Below are 14,578 nucleotides of genomic sequence, written 5' to 3'. Positions count from 1 at the left end.
ATCCCGATGAAAATAAAGTGTAGTCGGCGTCACAAAAAGATGCGGCGTTACGGAATTTTCCGTAAAGTGCGGTAGTCTGATTAAGCAGAGAAAAATCCTTCAGGAGAGAAGCCATGAAGTGGCAACAACGTGTTCGTGTCGCAACGGGTTTGAGTTGCTGGCAGATAATGTTGCATTTACTGGTCGTGGCCGTACTGGTGATGGGCTTGATGAGCGGCACGCTGGTGCGTGTTGGCTTAGGGCTATGCGTCCTCTATGGCGTCACCGTACTGTCGATGCTGTTCTTACAGCGCCACCATGACGCGCGCTGGCGCGAGGTGGGTGATGTGCTCGAAGAGCTCACCACCACCTGGTACTTTGGTGCCGCGATGATCGTGCTGTGGCTGCTGTCACGCGTGCTGCAAAACAACCTGCTGCTGGCCCTCGCGGGTCTGGCAATCCTTGCAGGGCCAGCGATAGTGTCGCTGCTCACTAAAGAGAAAAAGCTACGCAATGTTGCGTCTAAACATCGCATAGGCCACTGATCCCGTCGTGGCCGCTATGACCAGTAGCGGCCACAAACTTCCCCAGACAATGTCCAGACTCGCATCCTTCAGATAGATCTGCTTGGTGATATCCGTAAAATGTCGAATCGGGTTTATCCACGTCAAATCCTGCAGCCACACCGGCATGTTCTCGACGGGCGACACGTACCCGGAGAGCAGAATCGCCGGCATCATAAAGACGAATACCCCGATAAACGCCTGCTGCTGCGTGGAGCAGAGCGCTGAAATCAGCAGCCCAAACCCCACGAGCGACAGCCCGTAAATCACCATCGTGAAGTAAAACAGCGCCAGCGATCCGGCGAACGGGATCTCGTAGGCCCAAATTCCCACTCCCAGCACGATGGTCGCCTGGAAGGTAGCGACGATCAGCGCCGGCACCGCTTTGCCAACGAAAATCTGCCAGGTGGCGAGCGGGGAAACCAGCAGCTGATCCAGCGTGCCCTGTTCGCGCTCGCGGGCTACGGACAGGGAGGTCACGATCATCACCCCGATGGTGGTGATCATGGCGATCAGCGACGGCACCACAAACCACTTGTAGTCCAGATTCGGGTTGTACCAGTTGCGCACCAGCAGCAGCGCTTTTTGCGTGTCGATAGTGGGCTGGATCTCCTGCGGGCTTTTCAGCAGCAGGATGTGGGTAAAGGCCTTCGCCCGGGCAAAACGCTGCGTCAGCTCGACGGCGTGTTTGCCGTTGTCTTCATTATAAATGGCAATGGTGGCGTTAGTTACCTCAAGGGTGGCGGCAAACGGGAACAATAAAACCTGAAGCAGCACCGGCAGCACCAGAATGGCGCGGGTTTGCGGCTCGCGCAGCAGGGACTGCAGCTCTTTGCGGATCAATGTCCATAAGCGGTGAAACATGTGTGCTCCTTAATCCAGTCGCCGTTTGGTTTTCAGCCACGTCAACCCGATAAACATCACCGCCGACGCCAGCAAAAACAGGGTATTGATAATCAGCACCACCGGAATATTCCCCGCCAGAAACAGGCTCTGCAGCGTGCTCACGAAGTAGCGCGCCGGAATGATGTAGGTCACAGCGCGGATCACCGCCGGCATGCTGTCTATCTGGAAGATAAAACCGGAGAGCATTATCGATGGCAGGAAAGCGGCGTTGAGCGCCACCTGCGCGGCGTTAAACTGGTTGCGGGTGATGGTGGAGATGAGCAGCCCCATGCCCAGCGTGCTGAGTAAAAACAGGCTGGTGATAAAGAACAGTACCACCAGCGAGCCGCGGTACGGCACGCCAAGAATAAAGACCGCGACCAGCATGCAGAGCAGCATCGCCAGCATGCCGAGGAAGTAGTAGGGGATGAGCTTGCACAGCAGCAGCTCAACCCGCGTCACCTCGGTGGAGAGCAGCGCCTCCATAGTGCCGCGCTCCCACTCGCGGGCGATGACCAGCGAGGTGAGGATCGCGCCAATCACCGTCATAATGATGGTCACCGCCCCCGGAATAATAAAGTGCTGGCTGATGGCGGCGGGGTTAAACCAGTAGCGCGTCTGCACATCGATGAGCGGTTCAAACGTCTCGCCCCGGTCTTCGGCGCGCTGCATCTGCCAGAGCTGCCAGATCCCCTCCGCATAGCCCTGCACGAAGTTGGCGGTGTTCGGCTCGCTGCCGTCGGTAATCACCTGAATCGGCGCATCGGCGCCCGGGCGCGCCATGTTGGCGGCGAAATCCACCGGGATGACGATCAGGCCGCGAATTTTCCCAGCCTGCATTTTCTGAATCAGTTCCTGCCGGTTGTCGCTGACGGTGGCGTCAATGTAGGGTGAGCCGGTCATGGCGTGGGTGAAGTCCAGCGCCTCTTCGCTCTGCTGCTCCAGCAGAATCCCGATCCGCAGCTTGCTGGAGTCGAGGTTAATCCCGTAGCCAAAGATAAACAGCAGCAGCAGGGGGATCACCACCGCAATCAGCCAGCTGCTGGGATCGCGCACGATCTGCCGCGTCTCTTTGATGCACAGGGCGCGCACCCGGCGCCAGGAAAGGGCGTTACTGCGCATGAGCATTCTCCTTATCCCAGTCGTGGATGAGGGTGATAAACGCCTGCTCCATGGTCGGGTCTGGCTGTGCGTCGTCGGCGGCCTGCGCTTTCAGGTCGTCCGGCGTGCCGTGGGCAATCAGCTTGCCGCGATAGACCAGCCCGATGCGGTCGCAGTATTCCGCCTCATCCATAAAGTGGGTGGTGACCATCACGGTCACGCCTTTTTCCACCATGCTGTTGATATGCAGCCAGAACTCGCGGCGGGTGAGGGGATCGACCCCTGACGTGGGTTCATCAAGAAACAGGATATCGGGCTCGTGCATCAGCGAGCAGGCCAGCGCCAGCCGCTGCTTAAAGCCGAGCGGCAGCTCGTCGGTGGCGTGGGACGTAATATTCGTTAACCCGAAGGCGTCGCTCATGCGGCGGATTTTTTCATTCTGCGCCCGCCCGCGCAGGCCGTACACCCCAGAGAAAAAGCGCAGATTCTGCTCGACCGTCAGGTTGCCGTACAGCGAGAACTTCTGCGCCATATAGCCGAGATGCTGGCGCGCCTTGCCGGAGCTGACTTTAAGATCCATGTCCAGCACCAGCGCCTTGCCGGACGTCGGCACCAGCAGGCCGCACATCATCTTAAAGGTGGTCGATTTTCCCGCGCCGTTCGGCCCGAGCAGGCCAAATATCTCGCCGCGCTTCACCGCAAAGTTGACGTTGTCGGTGGCGGCGAAGTCCCCGAATTTTTTGGTGAGCGATTTTGCTTCGATCACCGTTTCGCCGGGCGTGCCTTCCACCGTATGCAGGATCGCCCCAAGCGGCGACTCGGAGGTCCCCGCGCCGCCCAGCAGGTCGATAAACGCATCTTCAAAACGCGGCGCCGTCTCTTCCATCTCAATCGTCGGCATGCCCGGCGCACGGCGAATATCGTCGACGGTGGCCTCTTTTTTGAGGATCACGCGCACCGAGCGGCCCTGAATCATCCCGTCGCTCACCTGCGGCAGCTTCAGCACCCGCTGCAGCAGCCTGCGGTTGGACTCCTGCGGGCTGTGCAGTAGAAAACTGCGCCCGGCCATGGTGTGCGTCAGCTCGGTCGGTTCGCCCTGATAGAGCAGTTCGCCCTCGTTCATCAGCAGCACGTCACGGCACTGCTCCGCTTCGTCGAGGTAGGAGGTGCTCCAGAGGATCAGCATCCCGTCGCCCGCCAGCTCGTGCACCATCTGCCACAGCTCGCGGCGGGAAATCGGGTCCACGCCGACGCCGGGCTCATCGAGCAACAGCACCTTCGGCTCGCCCACCAGCGTACAGGCCAGCCCCAGTTTCTGCTTCATCCCGCCGGAAAGCTTGCCCGCCAGCCGGTCGGTGAACGGGCCGAGGGAGGTAAATTCGAGCAGTCGGGCGAAGGTTTTCTGCCGGGTTTCACCGGTGACGCTGCGCAGGTCGGCGTACAGATTGAGGTTCTCCATCACCGTCAGATCTTCGTACAGGCCAAACTTCTGCGGCATATAACCGAGCATGGCGTGGAGCGCGCCGTCGTCTTTTATCGGGTCAAGGCCAAGCACGCTGGCCGAGCCTTCATCCGGCTTCAGCAGCCCCGCCAGCATCCGCATCAGCGTGGTTTTGCCCGCGCCGTCCGGACCCACAAGTCCGGTCACGTAGCCTTTCTGAATGGTGCAGTTCAGCGGCGCGACCGCCAGTTTATCCATTCCGGGGAAGCGTTTGACCAGATTGTTGAGCTGGATAACCGCATCATTCATGTCGTTCCCCGTCGTTTAAGGTCACGGTAACAGGCATGCCCTGACGCAGCGCGTCGTCCGCGTCGGTCACGATGATGCGCAGGCGATACACCAGGTCGGTACGCAGGTCCGGAGTTTCTACCGTTTTCGGCGTGAATTCGGCGGTAGGGGAGACAAAGCCCACTTTACCGTGATACGGCTTGTCCGGGCGACCGTCGGTATAGAGCAGCAGCTCGCGGCCCGGCTGCATCTGGCCGAGATTCGGCTCATCAATGTAGGCCCGCACCCATACCGGACGGGTTAAGGACAGCGTCAAGACGGTGCTGCCCGCGCTGAGCATGCTGCCCGGCTCTACCGCGCGGGTCATCAGCGTGCCGTCAGACGGGGCGGTTAAGATAGTGTCGTGCAGATCCAGCTCCGCCTGAGCCAGCTGCGCCTGCGCCTGCTCGAGGCTGGCCTTCGCCTGGGCGATGTCCTGCTCGCGGTTACCGGAGCGGTACTGGCTTAATTTATCCTGCGCGGATTTCAGCGTCGCCTGCGCCTGGTCGCGGGATGACCGCGCGTTTTCCAGATCGTTGGCGGAAATGGTGCGGCTTTTCCACAGTCCCTGCTGGCGGTTATAGAAGTTCTGCGCGTAGTCGTAGGCGGCTTTGGCCTGCTTAACGGCGGCAGCGGCCTGGGCAATCTCCTCATCGCGATAGCCTGCCAGCATCAGGTCATACTGCGCCTGGGCGACGGAAACGCCGGCTTTTGCCTGCATCAGCGCATTCTCAAAGGGGGCTTTATCCAGCACGCCCAGCGTCTGCCCGGCTTTGATGGCATCGCCTTCGTCAACGCTCAGCGAGGCGAGACGTCCGCCGACGCGGAAGCTCATATTCACCGAGCGAATATCCACGTTACCGTACAGCGTCAGGCCCCGATCCTGCTGGCTCTGATACCACAGCCAGCCACCGATTCCCGCGGCAAGCAAAACAACTACCACCAGAACGATGGCGACAGGTTTTTTCATCACTTCAGGCTCCTTTGCGTTAAGCCTTGCAGGATCAGATCGAGATGACAGGTGATGACCTGGCTAATCTGCGCGGCTTTATCCTCATCGAATTGTGCCCAGCCCGTGCGTAACAGGATGGTTTCACGCCCCAGACGGAAGGCGAGAATTTCGCCCAGCAGGGCGTGGGTATGCAAAATGGTGTCGGTATCGCTGGCGTCCCGCCCGGTGTAGGCGGCAATCAGCCGGGTCAGATGGGTGTGCATCGGGGCAATCACCTGATCGTGTACCAACTGATAAGCTGCAGTGGGGGAGAGCTGCTCGCGGGAGATAAATTTGCTCAGGTTGAGCGTATCGTCGTGCGTCAGCAGGCGGATCATATTGTGGCAGGCATTGAGAATAAGTTGCCTGATAGCGGTACGATCCGGCGTCGGCTGGCTCAGCAGCGCGGTGGCCTCCTCAACGTGCGGGCGAAAATTGTTGCCAATAAAATCGGCAATCCACTGGGCGCAGGCGAGGTATAAATCCTCTTTTGAGCCAAAATAGTAGGTAATGGCCGCGATGTTTTGTCCGGCCTGGGCGGCGATATCCCGCGTGGTGGCATGCAGGCCATACTCGCCAAACTGCGCCAGCGCGGCGGCGATAAGCTGGCTTTTGGCCTGTTCACCTTTGGTTGTCGTCGGTGTCGTATTCATGTCGGCATTAAAAATTAATCAATCGATTGATTAAAATTATACCTGAATCGCTAAATCGTCGAGGGATACGACAGGGATATTTTATGCGCCACGTCACAAAAGCTGCTACACTCCGCACCTTCGCGACATTGTGGTTTTTGTCCTTCTATTCGTGATATCTCCCTGAAAACTACACCTGTGATGGTCGGGGCGGTTCGGAGTTTTTATGTCTTTTGATTCCCTTGGCCTGAACCCGGAAATTCTGCGCGCGATCGCAGAGCAGGGCTACGTTGAGCCAACCCCTATCCAGCAGCAGGCTATTCCGGCCGTGCTTCAGGGCCGTGACCTGATGGCCAGCGCCCAGACCGGCACCGGTAAAACCGCGGGCTTTACCCTGCCGCTGTTAGAGCTGCTGGTAAAAAACCAGCCGCACGCCAAAGGCCGTCGTCCGGTGCGCGCGCTGATCCTCACCCCAACCCGCGAGCTGGCAGCCCAGATTGGCGAGAACGTGCGTGAGTACAGCCGCTATCTCAACATTCGCTCGCTGGTGGTTTTCGGTGGCGTGAGCATTAACCCGCAGATGATGAAGCTGCGCGGCGGCGTGGACGTGCTGGTGGCAACGCCGGGCCGTCTGCTGGATCTGGAACACCAGAACGCGGTGAAGCTCGACAGCATTGAAATTCTGGTGCTGGACGAAGCCGACCGCATGCTCGATATGGGCTTCATTCATGATATTCGTCGCGTGCTGGCGAAGCTGCCGCCGCGTCGCCAGAACCTGCTCTTCTCCGCGACCTTCTCCGATGAGATCAAGGCGCTGGCCGAAAAGCTGCTGCATAACCCGCTGGAAGTGGAAGTGGCGCGCCGCAACACCGCTTCCGAGCAGGTGACGCAGCACGTTCACTTTGTGGATAAAAAGCGCAAGCGGGAGCTGCTCTCCCAGATGATCGGTCAGGGCAACTGGCAGCAGGTGCTGGTCTTTACCCGCACCAAGCACGGCGCGAACCACCTGGCGGAACAGCTGAATAAAGACGGCATCCGCAGCGCGGCGATCCACGGTAACAAGAGCCAGGGCGCGCGTACCCGCGCGCTGGCGGACTTCAAGTCCGGCGACATCCGCGTGCTGGTGGCGACCGACATCGCTGCCCGTGGCCTCGATATTGAAGAGCTGCCGCACGTGGTGAACTACGAGCTGCCAAACGTGCCGGAAGATTACGTTCACCGTATCGGTCGTACCGGCCGTGCGGCAGCAACAGGTGAGGCGCTCTCTCTGGTCTGCGTGGACGAGCACAAGCTGCTGCGCGACATCGAACGCCTGCTGAAGAAAGAGATCCCGCGCATCGAAACCCCGGGCTATGAAGTGGACCCGTCCATCAAAGCCGAGCCGATTCAGAACGGTCGTCAGGGTGGTGGTCGCGGTCAGGGCGGCGGCGGTCGCGGCCAGCAGCCGCGTCGTGCTGAAGGTGGCGCGCCGAAGTCATCCGGCAAACCGCCGCGTCGTAATAACGACGGCAAGCCGGCGGGTGAAAGCCCGTGGCGCAGCGGCGAAGGGAAACCGGCAGGCGAGGGGCAGCGCCGACGCCGCCCGCGCAAGCCTGCTAACCCGCAGTAATCTGGAAGCCCGGTCGTAAAGCCGGGCTTTTCTTTTTGCGACGGCGAAGAGAAAGTGCCACAATAGTGGCTGTTTATACAGTATTTCAGGTTTTCCAATGGCTTTAACCGCGGCGCTGAAAGCGCAAATAGGCGCCTGGTATAAGGCGCTTCAGCAGCAGATCCCCGACTTTATCCCCCGAGCGCCGCAGCGGCAGATGATTGCCGACGTGGCAAAAACGCTCGCCGGGGACGACGGGCGACATCTGGCGATTGAAGCCCCGACCGGCGTTGGGAAAACCCTGTCGTATCTCATTCCCGGCATCGCTATTGCGCGGGAAGAGGACAAAACGCTGGTGGTCAGCACTGCGAACGTGGCCTTGCAGGACCAGATCTTCAGCAAAGATTTGCCGCTGCTGCGCAAAATCATCCCCGATCTCCGCTTCACCGCCGCCTTTGGGCGCGGGCGCTACGTCTGCCCGCGTAACCTGGCGGCACTGGCCAGCAGCGAACCGAATCAGCAGGACCTGCTTGCGTTTCTCGATGACGAGTTGACGCCAAACAATAAGGCCGAGCAGGAGCAGTGCGCAAAGCTGAAAGCCGAGCTCGACGGCTATAAGTGGGACGGCCTGCGGGATCACACCAGCCTGGCGATTAGCGACGACCTGTGGCGCAGGCTCAGTACCGATAAAGCAAGCTGCCTGAACCGCAACTGTCACTACTACCGGGAATGCCCGTTCTTCGTCGCCCGGCGCGAGATCCAGGAGGCGGAGGTGGTTGTCGCCAACCACGCGCTGGTGATGGCGGCGCTGGAGAGCGAAGCGGTGCTGCCGGAGCCGAAAAACCTGCTGCTGGTGCTCGATGAAGGCCACCACCTGCCTGACGTGGCGCGGGACGCGCTGGAGATGAGCGCGGAAATCACCGCTCCGTGGTTCCGACTTCAGCTGGATCTGTTCTGCAAGCTTGTGGCGACCTGCATGGAGCAGTTTCGCCCGAAAACCACACCGCCGCTGGCGGTACCGGAGCGTCTGAGCGACCACTGCGAAGAGGTTTATAGCCTTGTCTCGTCTCTGAACAACATTCTGAATCTTTATCTTCCGGCAGCCCAGGAGGCAGAACACCGCTTCGCGATGGGCGAGTTGCCGGACGAGGTGATGGAGATCTGCCAGCAGCTGGCGAAGCATCTCGAAAAGCTGCGCGGGCTGGCGGAGATGTTCTTAAACGATCTCAGCGAGAAAACCGGCACGCACGACGTGGTGCGTCTGCACCGCATTCTGCTGCAGATGAACCGCGCGCTGGGTATGTTTGAAGCGCAGAGCAAGCTCTGGCGACTGGCCTCGATGGCGCAGGCGTCGGGCGCGCCGGTTACCAAATGGGCCACCCGCGAGGTGCGCGACGGGCAGGTTCACCTGTTCTTCCACTGCGTGGGCATCCGCGTGGCCGATCAGCTGGAAAAGCTCATCTGGCGCAGCGTGCCGCACGTGGTCGTTACCTCCGCGACCCTGCGCTCTCTGAACAGCTTTTCACGGTTGCAGGAGATGAGCGGCCTGAAGGAGAAAGCGGGCGATCGTTTTGTGGCGCTGGACTCGCCGTTCAACCACTGCGAGCAGGGCAAGCTGGTCATTCCACGCATGAAATACGAGCCGCTTATCGACAACGAAGAGCAGCACATTGCGGAGATGGCGGCCTACTTCCGCGAGCAGGTCGAAAGCAAAAAATACCCCGGCATGCTGGTGCTGTTTGCCAGCGGACGCGCGATGCAGCGCTTTCTGGAGCACGTCACCGACCTGCGTTTACTCCTGCTGGTGCAGGGCGACCAGCCCCGTTACCGGCTGGTCGAAACGCACCGCAAACGTATTGATAACGGCGAGCGCAGCGTGCTGGTGGGGCTACAGTCCTTTGCCGAAGGGCTGGATTTGAAGGGAGATTACCTGACGCAGGTGCATATCCATAAGATCGCCTTTCCGCCCATCGACAGCCCGGTGGTGATCACCGAGGGCGAGTGGCTGAAAAGCCTCAACCGCTATCCGTTTGAGGTGCAGAGTTTACCCGCAGCGTCGTTTAATCTGATTCAGCAGGTCGGGCGTCTGATTCGTAGCCACGGCTGCTGGGGAGAGGTGGTGATCTATGATAAACGTCTGCTCACCAAAAATTACGGCCAGCGGCTGCTGAACGCGCTGCCGATCTTCCCGATCGAACAGCCGGAGGTGCCGGAGGTAAAAAAACGCCCGGCAAAACTGGCCGCCGGGCGCAGGAAAAGCATCCGTGCTAAGGGGCGCGGTCCTACTGGTAAGTAAAGGTCACCTGCACCACGCTGCTGAACGTGCCTGCGGAGACGGGCATAGACGTGGCGTAATAGCGGGCGGAGAGCGGAAACGTGGCCGTGTGGTCAGCCGGGTTAATCGGCACGTTAAACGCCGCCTGCGGGGCGATCAGGATCTTGTCCTGTCGGTCGGCCAGCTCCAGCGCCAGCCCCTTCGCGCTGCCGGTGTTGGCGAATTTTGTCGGGTGTACGCTATCTGCCTGGCCGTAGAAATAGGCTGTGGCAAGTGCCAGCGTGGCGGGACAGTGCGACACCGAGAGCGAAAAATCTTTCCACTCGCCGGTATCCCCTACATCTTTAAAATTACCTGATACCGCCTGGCCTAAATCCACCGTCAGGTTGCGGCTGGCGCTGTCAATGACGCAGGTGTTGGCGTAAATATTCCCTGTCATCTGGATCTCAATATCATCGGCGTGGGCCTGGGCTATCAGGCCCAGCGCCAGCATCAGAGCTGTTTTTTTCATGAGCGTCACTTATAAGCGAGGGTAACGGTGGCGACGGTATTGGCGGGGCCTGGCGTCACGACATCACTGGTTTGTTCGTAGCGAACCTCAAACGGGATCGCCAGCGTCTGGTTGGCGATTGCCTGGCTTTGGGTGTTCACGTAGGTATCAAAGGTGGCAGGATGGTTGTCAAACAGCATTCTGACCCCGACGCCGGTAGCCATGCCCGGCTGCTGGGTGAGTTTGATCACCCCATCTGACCCCGGTTCATAACCATTTGAACTGGTGATCTTCACTTCAGGCTGCACGTTGCTGTTGCAGTTCACCGTCACGTCAAAGTTTTGCGCCGGGCTGGATAGCATCCCCACGCTGACAAAATCGCTGACCGGGAAGTTGCCCAGATTAATGGTCAGGTTTTTTGGGGAGACGGAGCAGGTGACGTTCTGGAAGTTAACGTTTCCGGCGTAGGCGATAACATTGGGTGAACCAATGCCGTCGTAGCCATATACGCCAATACCGAACTCTGTTTGCGCCTGAAGCAGCGTGCCGGACTGTACCACATCACTGGTTTTAACCAGCTCAAGCGTGACGTTAAAATCAAACGACAGGTATCCATCGGTCGAGACATAGCCGATGGGCGTACTGCGGGAATCGCAGGCGACCTTGCCCCCACCTGAAATGCGCTGGCCCTGGTCGTTCTTTAAGGCAATGCCGACTCCAGGCACGCCTGTGTCATAAACGCCGGTCAACCCGGGGATCTCCGAACCACTTCCGTAATAGCAGGAGATGATTTCCAGCCCGCTCTCGTAAGGAGAGTTGCAGTTACCCGCGACGTGTACAGTCTGCTCCGTCCCGGGAATGGTCGCGCCAACGGCCAGCGTCGTCGGGACCGAAATGGTGGCAACGTTGATCATTTTCGGCATATCGGGCGTAGTGCAGCCAGCCTTCGCATGCGGCATAAATAACGCCGCGGTGCCCAGAATCAGTAAGAAAAAGCACTGTTTTATCATTTGCATAGTCGTTAGCCTGAAGGGTGAATCAATGACACTGCGCGGCAGCGTTAATGATGCTGGTTTTCTCTTTCTCATCCGTTAGCGCATAGTCAGCGATGCAGTGTTCGCTCGCGTCCTGTCCCCAGGAAACGGCGAGATGCCCCTGCTGCGGCAGACCCGAGAGATAGGTCTGGCCGTCATTACCCACAATAAACTCGCTGTCCTTATCCTCGGTGGTAACCGTCGCGCCGAACGGCAGCGGTTTGCCGTTGTGCGTCAGCGTCATCAGCACGCGGTTGCCCACGCGGGTGTTAAAGCTGGCGCGCACCACGGCCCCGCGAGTTGGGGTGACGACCTGCGCGGCGTGGGTGACGTCGGCATTGTCCGGCAGCGTTTCGGTATCCAGCGCAATGGTGTTGTGGCGATACGCGGTCACATACGGGACAACGGTGTAGCCGCGGAAGTCGGTTTCAACGCCGGTCTGGTTAGTGATGTGCGTCCCGTGCGTGCCCGGCGCTTTCACCAGCGCGATGGTCTCACCGAGCGGCTGGCTCAGGGTGATGCCGTTCGCATGGGCAACCACGCCGCCCTGCAGGCCGACGTTCACGGTCTGCTGATATTTGTCCTGGCTGACGCCGCCGCTGAGTTCGCCGTACGTTGCTTTGTAATCGGCGTTGAGGCTGGTGGAGTTGCCGCTGCCGGTACTGCTCACCCCCTCCTGAATATTCCAGTTGAGGTTATCTTCTTTCAGCGCCGTACCGTTCAGACCGATATTCTGCGTGGTGCCATCTTTGGTGTTGTTCAGGTTGTAGGTGGCCCAGGTGTTATGCATCCAGTGGTCCAGCGGCACCGAGACGCTCAGCGCGAACTGGTTGTCGTTCGTCACCTCATTGCCGTCTTCGTCGCTGTCGCGGGTGTTTTTGTTCATGCTGTAGCTGAGGCTGTAGCTCACGCCGTGCCAGCTGTTGTTGTAGCTGACGCTCACCGATGTCATGTCCTGGCTCTGGGTCCAGTAGGTCTCTTTCACCAGGCTCAGGGTTACGGAACCCCAGCCTTCCGGCAGCGTCTGGTCGACGGTGGCTTCGGTACGGGCGCGGCGCTGCTGCGGTTCAGACCAGTCGTCAGAGCGGGTATACGACTCCATGGTGTCTTCCAGGGTGTAAAACCCTTTGCTGTTATAGCGGTAGCCGGCCAGCGAGAAGTTAGTGCCTGACTGGGCGATATCTTTGCTGTAGCGCACGCGCCACGACTGGCCTTTGCTGGCCTGCTGTTTTTTCAGCAGGGCTTTGGCGCGAGTGACGTCAATGGAGAAGGCGCCTAAATCGCCCATGTTTTTCCCGACGCCCACCGCCTGAGACTGATAATGGCTGCTCTGCTGAACGCCGCCGTAGGCGGTGATACCGTAGGGTAAACCGTAGATGGCGCTGCCCTGGGCAAACGGGGTCTTTTCGACATCGTTGTCATAGGAACGATAACGCCCGGCGGTCACGCTGTAGCGCAGGTTTTTTTCACGCTGCAAGACCGGCACGGAGGCAAACGGCACGACAAAATGGCTTTCGCTGCCGTCGGTCTCTTTCACGGTAACCTGCAGGTCGCCGCTGCTGCCGGTGGGGTAGAGATCGTTAATTTCGAAGGCGCCCGGCGCGACCGTGTTCTGATAAATGACGTAGCCGTTCTGGCGAACCACCACCAGCGCGTTGCTGTGGGCCGTGCCGCGGATAATCGGCGCGTAGCCTTTCTCGCTGTCCGGCAGCATGTCGCTGTCGGATTTCAGCTCCACCCCGGTGTAGGGAACGCTGTCAAACACGTCGGCAGGGGATGAGCTCTGGCCGACGGTGATGTCGCTTTTCATTGCCACGATATCGCGTTGCGCATAGGTATAAACGGAGGTGAATTTCTGCTCCTCCTCATGGCCCGTGGTGCTGCGATTCCAGGTGGAATAGTTGCGAATGCGCCATGCGCCAACGTTCAGGCCTGGGCGCAGGTTTACGTACTGGCTGCTGTTATCCTGCTCACCGTGCTGTCGCGCGCGGCTGTGGCTGGCATTGGCGCTGTAATTAAGCAGGCCCGCAGTGATCCCTTCGTCAAACTCTTTCGGGTCAATGTAACCTCGAGGCACCTGGCCCAGCGCCGTTTGAGGGATGCTCATCAGCAGCTGCTGGTTGCGAACGCGAAAGGTGGCGGATGCAGCAGGAATGACATGTAAATCAGCACACTGGCCTTTGGCCATCAGCTGCGGAAATTTTTTGGTTTTGATGCCGAGGCTTTTTAATTCCTCAAGGCTAAAGCAAGGCTGCAGCGTGCTGTTGCCCTGCGAATCTTTCTGAAGCGTAAAGGTCACGTTGCGGGTATCAATTTTATTATTATTGATAAATACCGCGACCTCATATTTCCCCGGCGCCTGACCTGGCCCTTTTTCATAGATGGACAGATCGGTTTTACCCTGCTGGGGATTATCAATATCCAGCAGGGCAGGGTTAAAATAATCATCAGCCATAACCTGCTGCGCAAAGATCGCGATTGCCAGGCCACAGAGAATGACCAGCAATGAAGAAAATCGGCAGGTGAACGGCTTTTTATGGCTGTACATAATTATTTTATTACCGGGCAAAAGAATTAATGAACGGATTTCGACCAGGTATGGCTGATGCTGCCGTAGTCGGTAATAATGGAATATGTCACGTTCGCGCCCCCAACATTACCCGGTAAGGCAAAATGCGTTTCCGTTTTCGGAACAGCCCAGGTGGCTTTCGCGACTTTATGACCATTCAGCGTGACGGTCTGGAAATTCATATAAAACGGCGTGGGGTTATTCACCACGAGGTCGTTCCCTTCGCGGCGCCATTCAAGCTTATCCGCCACATCTTCTGGACGGCCTTTTACCGCAGACGGGCGATAGAGCAATTTAATGCGGGTATTGATAGCAATTTGCAGCGTATTCACCCCCTCAACGTGCTTTGAGGAAGGGATCGCTTTAATGTTCAACCAGTACAGGGATTCCCTGTCTTCCGGTAAATTTCCGCCCGTACGCACCACGCGCAGAACGTTATCTTCGTGCGCATCCAGACGGAAAAGCGGCGGGGTGATCAGGAACGGGGCTTTGGCCAGGTTTTTACCGCCGGAATCAACCCAGGACTGCACCAGATAATCCGTCGCATCTGGATTTGAAAGACCAAGAGAAGATTCCTTTTTATCTCCCTGATAGACCAGTCGGGTGCCGTTAATAATGACCCCAGCATGTGAAGCAGTTGCTACCAGTAAAAGCGTGCTCAGTAAATAACCGTGGCGCATAAAGATTTCTCAATGAATAAAGA

At 58.6% G+C, this 14,578-nt stretch carries 12 protein-coding genes; 3 read left to right on the top strand and 9 right to left on the bottom strand.

The window, feature by feature from the left end; translation table 11 throughout:
- Positions 1-113: 113 nt before the first annotated feature.
- The gene (locus ACMWL8_RS15285; RefSeq protein ID WP_045259956.1) at positions 114-524 is read left to right on the top strand and encodes a YbhQ family protein; all 411 of its coding nucleotides are present in this window, start codon (positions 114-116) and stop codon (positions 522-524) included.
- On the opposite strand, the gene ACMWL8_RS15280 is transcribed toward ACMWL8_RS15285, so the two are convergent.
- Genes ACMWL8_RS15280 through cecR form a run of 5 tightly spaced genes read right to left on the bottom strand, consistent with a single transcriptional unit; the run spans position 486 to position 5,940 of the window.
- Positions 486-1,406: an ABC transporter permease gene (locus tag ACMWL8_RS15280; RefSeq protein WP_414751601.1), complete on the bottom strand. Its 921-nt coding sequence runs from the start codon at positions 1,404-1,406 to the stop codon at positions 486-488. The two genes, ACMWL8_RS15285 and ACMWL8_RS15280, sit on opposite strands and share 39 nt — an antisense overlap.
- Before the next feature lie 9 nt (positions 1,407-1,415).
- The gene (locus ACMWL8_RS15275; protein WP_045259957.1) at positions 1,416-2,549 is read right to left on the bottom strand and encodes an ABC transporter permease; all 1,134 of its coding nucleotides are present in this window, start codon (positions 2,547-2,549) and stop codon (positions 1,416-1,418) included.
- Positions 2,539-4,278 carry an ATP-binding cassette domain-containing protein gene (locus ACMWL8_RS15270; RefSeq protein ID WP_045259958.1) on the bottom strand — a complete coding sequence of 580 codons (1,740 nt, stop codon included), beginning with the start codon at positions 4,276-4,278 and terminating at the stop codon, positions 2,539-2,541. Before ACMWL8_RS15270 ends, ACMWL8_RS15275 begins: the two co-directional genes overlap by 11 nt.
- Complete coding sequence (gene hlyD / locus ACMWL8_RS15265) at positions 4,271-5,266, bottom strand: secretion protein HlyD (protein ID WP_045259959.1); 996 nt, start codon at positions 5,264-5,266, stop codon at positions 4,271-4,273. The genes ACMWL8_RS15270 and hlyD overlap by 8 nt, the downstream gene beginning before the upstream one ends.
- On the bottom strand, positions 5,266-5,940 hold the full coding sequence (cecR, locus tag ACMWL8_RS15260) for a transcriptional regulator CecR (RefSeq protein WP_028012433.1): 675 nt from the start codon (positions 5,938-5,940) through the stop codon (positions 5,266-5,268). Before cecR ends, hlyD begins: the two co-directional genes overlap by 1 nt.
- Before the next feature lie 205 nt (positions 5,941-6,145).
- Between cecR and rhlE the strand changes: the two genes are divergently transcribed.
- On the top strand, positions 6,146-7,528 hold the full coding sequence (gene rhlE, locus ACMWL8_RS15255) for an ATP-dependent RNA helicase RhlE (RefSeq protein WP_028012434.1): 1,383 nt from the start codon (positions 6,146-6,148) through the stop codon (positions 7,526-7,528).
- Between the two features lie 97 nt (positions 7,529-7,625).
- A complete protein-coding gene (dinG, locus tag ACMWL8_RS15250) occupies positions 7,626-9,803 on the top strand; it encodes an ATP-dependent DNA helicase DinG (RefSeq protein WP_045259960.1) in 2,178 nt (725 codons plus the stop codon).
- On the opposite strand, the gene ACMWL8_RS15245 is transcribed toward dinG, so the two are convergent.
- Genes ACMWL8_RS15245 through ACMWL8_RS15230 form a run of 4 tightly spaced genes read right to left on the bottom strand, consistent with a single transcriptional unit; the run spans position 9,790 to position 14,555 of the window.
- Entirely contained in the window at positions 9,790-10,293 is a 504-nt protein-coding gene (locus ACMWL8_RS15245; RefSeq protein ID WP_045259961.1) for a fimbrial protein, read from the bottom strand. The genes dinG and ACMWL8_RS15245 overlap by 14 nt on opposite strands.
- Before the next feature lie 5 nt (positions 10,294-10,298).
- Positions 10,299-11,288 carry a fimbrial protein gene (locus tag ACMWL8_RS15240; protein ID WP_045259962.1) on the bottom strand — a complete coding sequence of 330 codons (990 nt, stop codon included), beginning with the start codon at positions 11,286-11,288 and terminating at the stop codon, positions 10,299-10,301.
- Between the two features lie 22 nt (positions 11,289-11,310).
- Complete coding sequence (locus tag ACMWL8_RS15235; protein ID WP_157843450.1) at positions 11,311-13,854, bottom strand: fimbria/pilus outer membrane usher protein; 2,544 nt, start codon at positions 13,852-13,854, stop codon at positions 11,311-11,313.
- A gap of 26 nt (positions 13,855-13,880) precedes the next feature.
- Positions 13,881-14,555, bottom strand: coding sequence for a molecular chaperone (locus tag ACMWL8_RS15230; RefSeq protein ID WP_045259963.1), 675 nt, complete (start codon positions 14,553-14,555; stop codon positions 13,881-13,883).
- Positions 14,556-14,578: the final 23 nt, after the last annotated feature.

Source organism: Enterobacter sp. 04-C-12-SI-ECC, from assembly GCF_047530715.1.
GTDB lineage: Bacteria > Pseudomonadota > Gammaproteobacteria > Enterobacterales > Enterobacteriaceae > Enterobacter > Enterobacter bugandensis.
The sequence above is the reverse complement of the archived record's forward strand: the minus strand, read 5'-3'. Positions and strand labels throughout refer to the sequence as shown.

Bases quoted from the DNA above. Each gene is read 5' to 3' on its own strand.
- dinG (WP_045259960.1), top strand. From the start codon at position 7,626: ATGGCTTTAACCGCGGCGCTGAAAGCGCAAATAGGCGCCTGGTATAAG.
- ACMWL8_RS15285 (WP_045259956.1), top strand. From the start codon at position 114: ATGAAGTGGCAACAACGTGTTCGTGTCGCAACGGGTTTGAGTTGCTGG.
- ACMWL8_RS15245 (WP_045259961.1), bottom strand. From the start codon at position 10,293: ATGAAAAAAACAGCTCTGATGCTGGCGCTGGGCCTGATAGCCCAGGCC.
- ACMWL8_RS15230 (WP_045259963.1), bottom strand. From the start codon at position 14,555: ATGCGCCACGGTTATTTACTGAGCACGCTTTTACTGGTAGCAACTGCT.
- ACMWL8_RS15275 (WP_045259957.1), bottom strand. From the start codon at position 2,549: ATGCGCAGTAACGCCCTTTCCTGGCGCCGGGTGCGCGCCCTGTGCATC.
- cecR (WP_028012433.1), bottom strand. From the start codon at position 5,940: ATGAATACGACACCGACGACAACCAAAGGTGAACAGGCCAAAAGCCAG.
- ACMWL8_RS15280 (WP_414751601.1), bottom strand. From the start codon at position 1,406: ATGTTTCACCGCTTATGGACATTGATCCGCAAAGAGCTGCAGTCCCTG.
- hlyD (WP_045259959.1), bottom strand. From the start codon at position 5,266: ATGAAAAAACCTGTCGCCATCGTTCTGGTGGTAGTTGTTTTGCTTGCC.
- ACMWL8_RS15270 (WP_045259958.1), bottom strand. From the start codon at position 4,278: ATGAATGATGCGGTTATCCAGCTCAACAATCTGGTCAAACGCTTCCCC.
- rhlE (WP_028012434.1), top strand. From the start codon at position 6,146: ATGTCTTTTGATTCCCTTGGCCTGAACCCGGAAATTCTGCGCGCGATC.
- ACMWL8_RS15235 (WP_157843450.1), bottom strand. From the start codon at position 13,854: ATGTACAGCCATAAAAAGCCGTTCACCTGCCGATTTTCTTCATTGCTG.
- ACMWL8_RS15240 (WP_045259962.1), bottom strand. From the start codon at position 11,288: ATGCAAATGATAAAACAGTGCTTTTTCTTACTGATTCTGGGCACCGCG.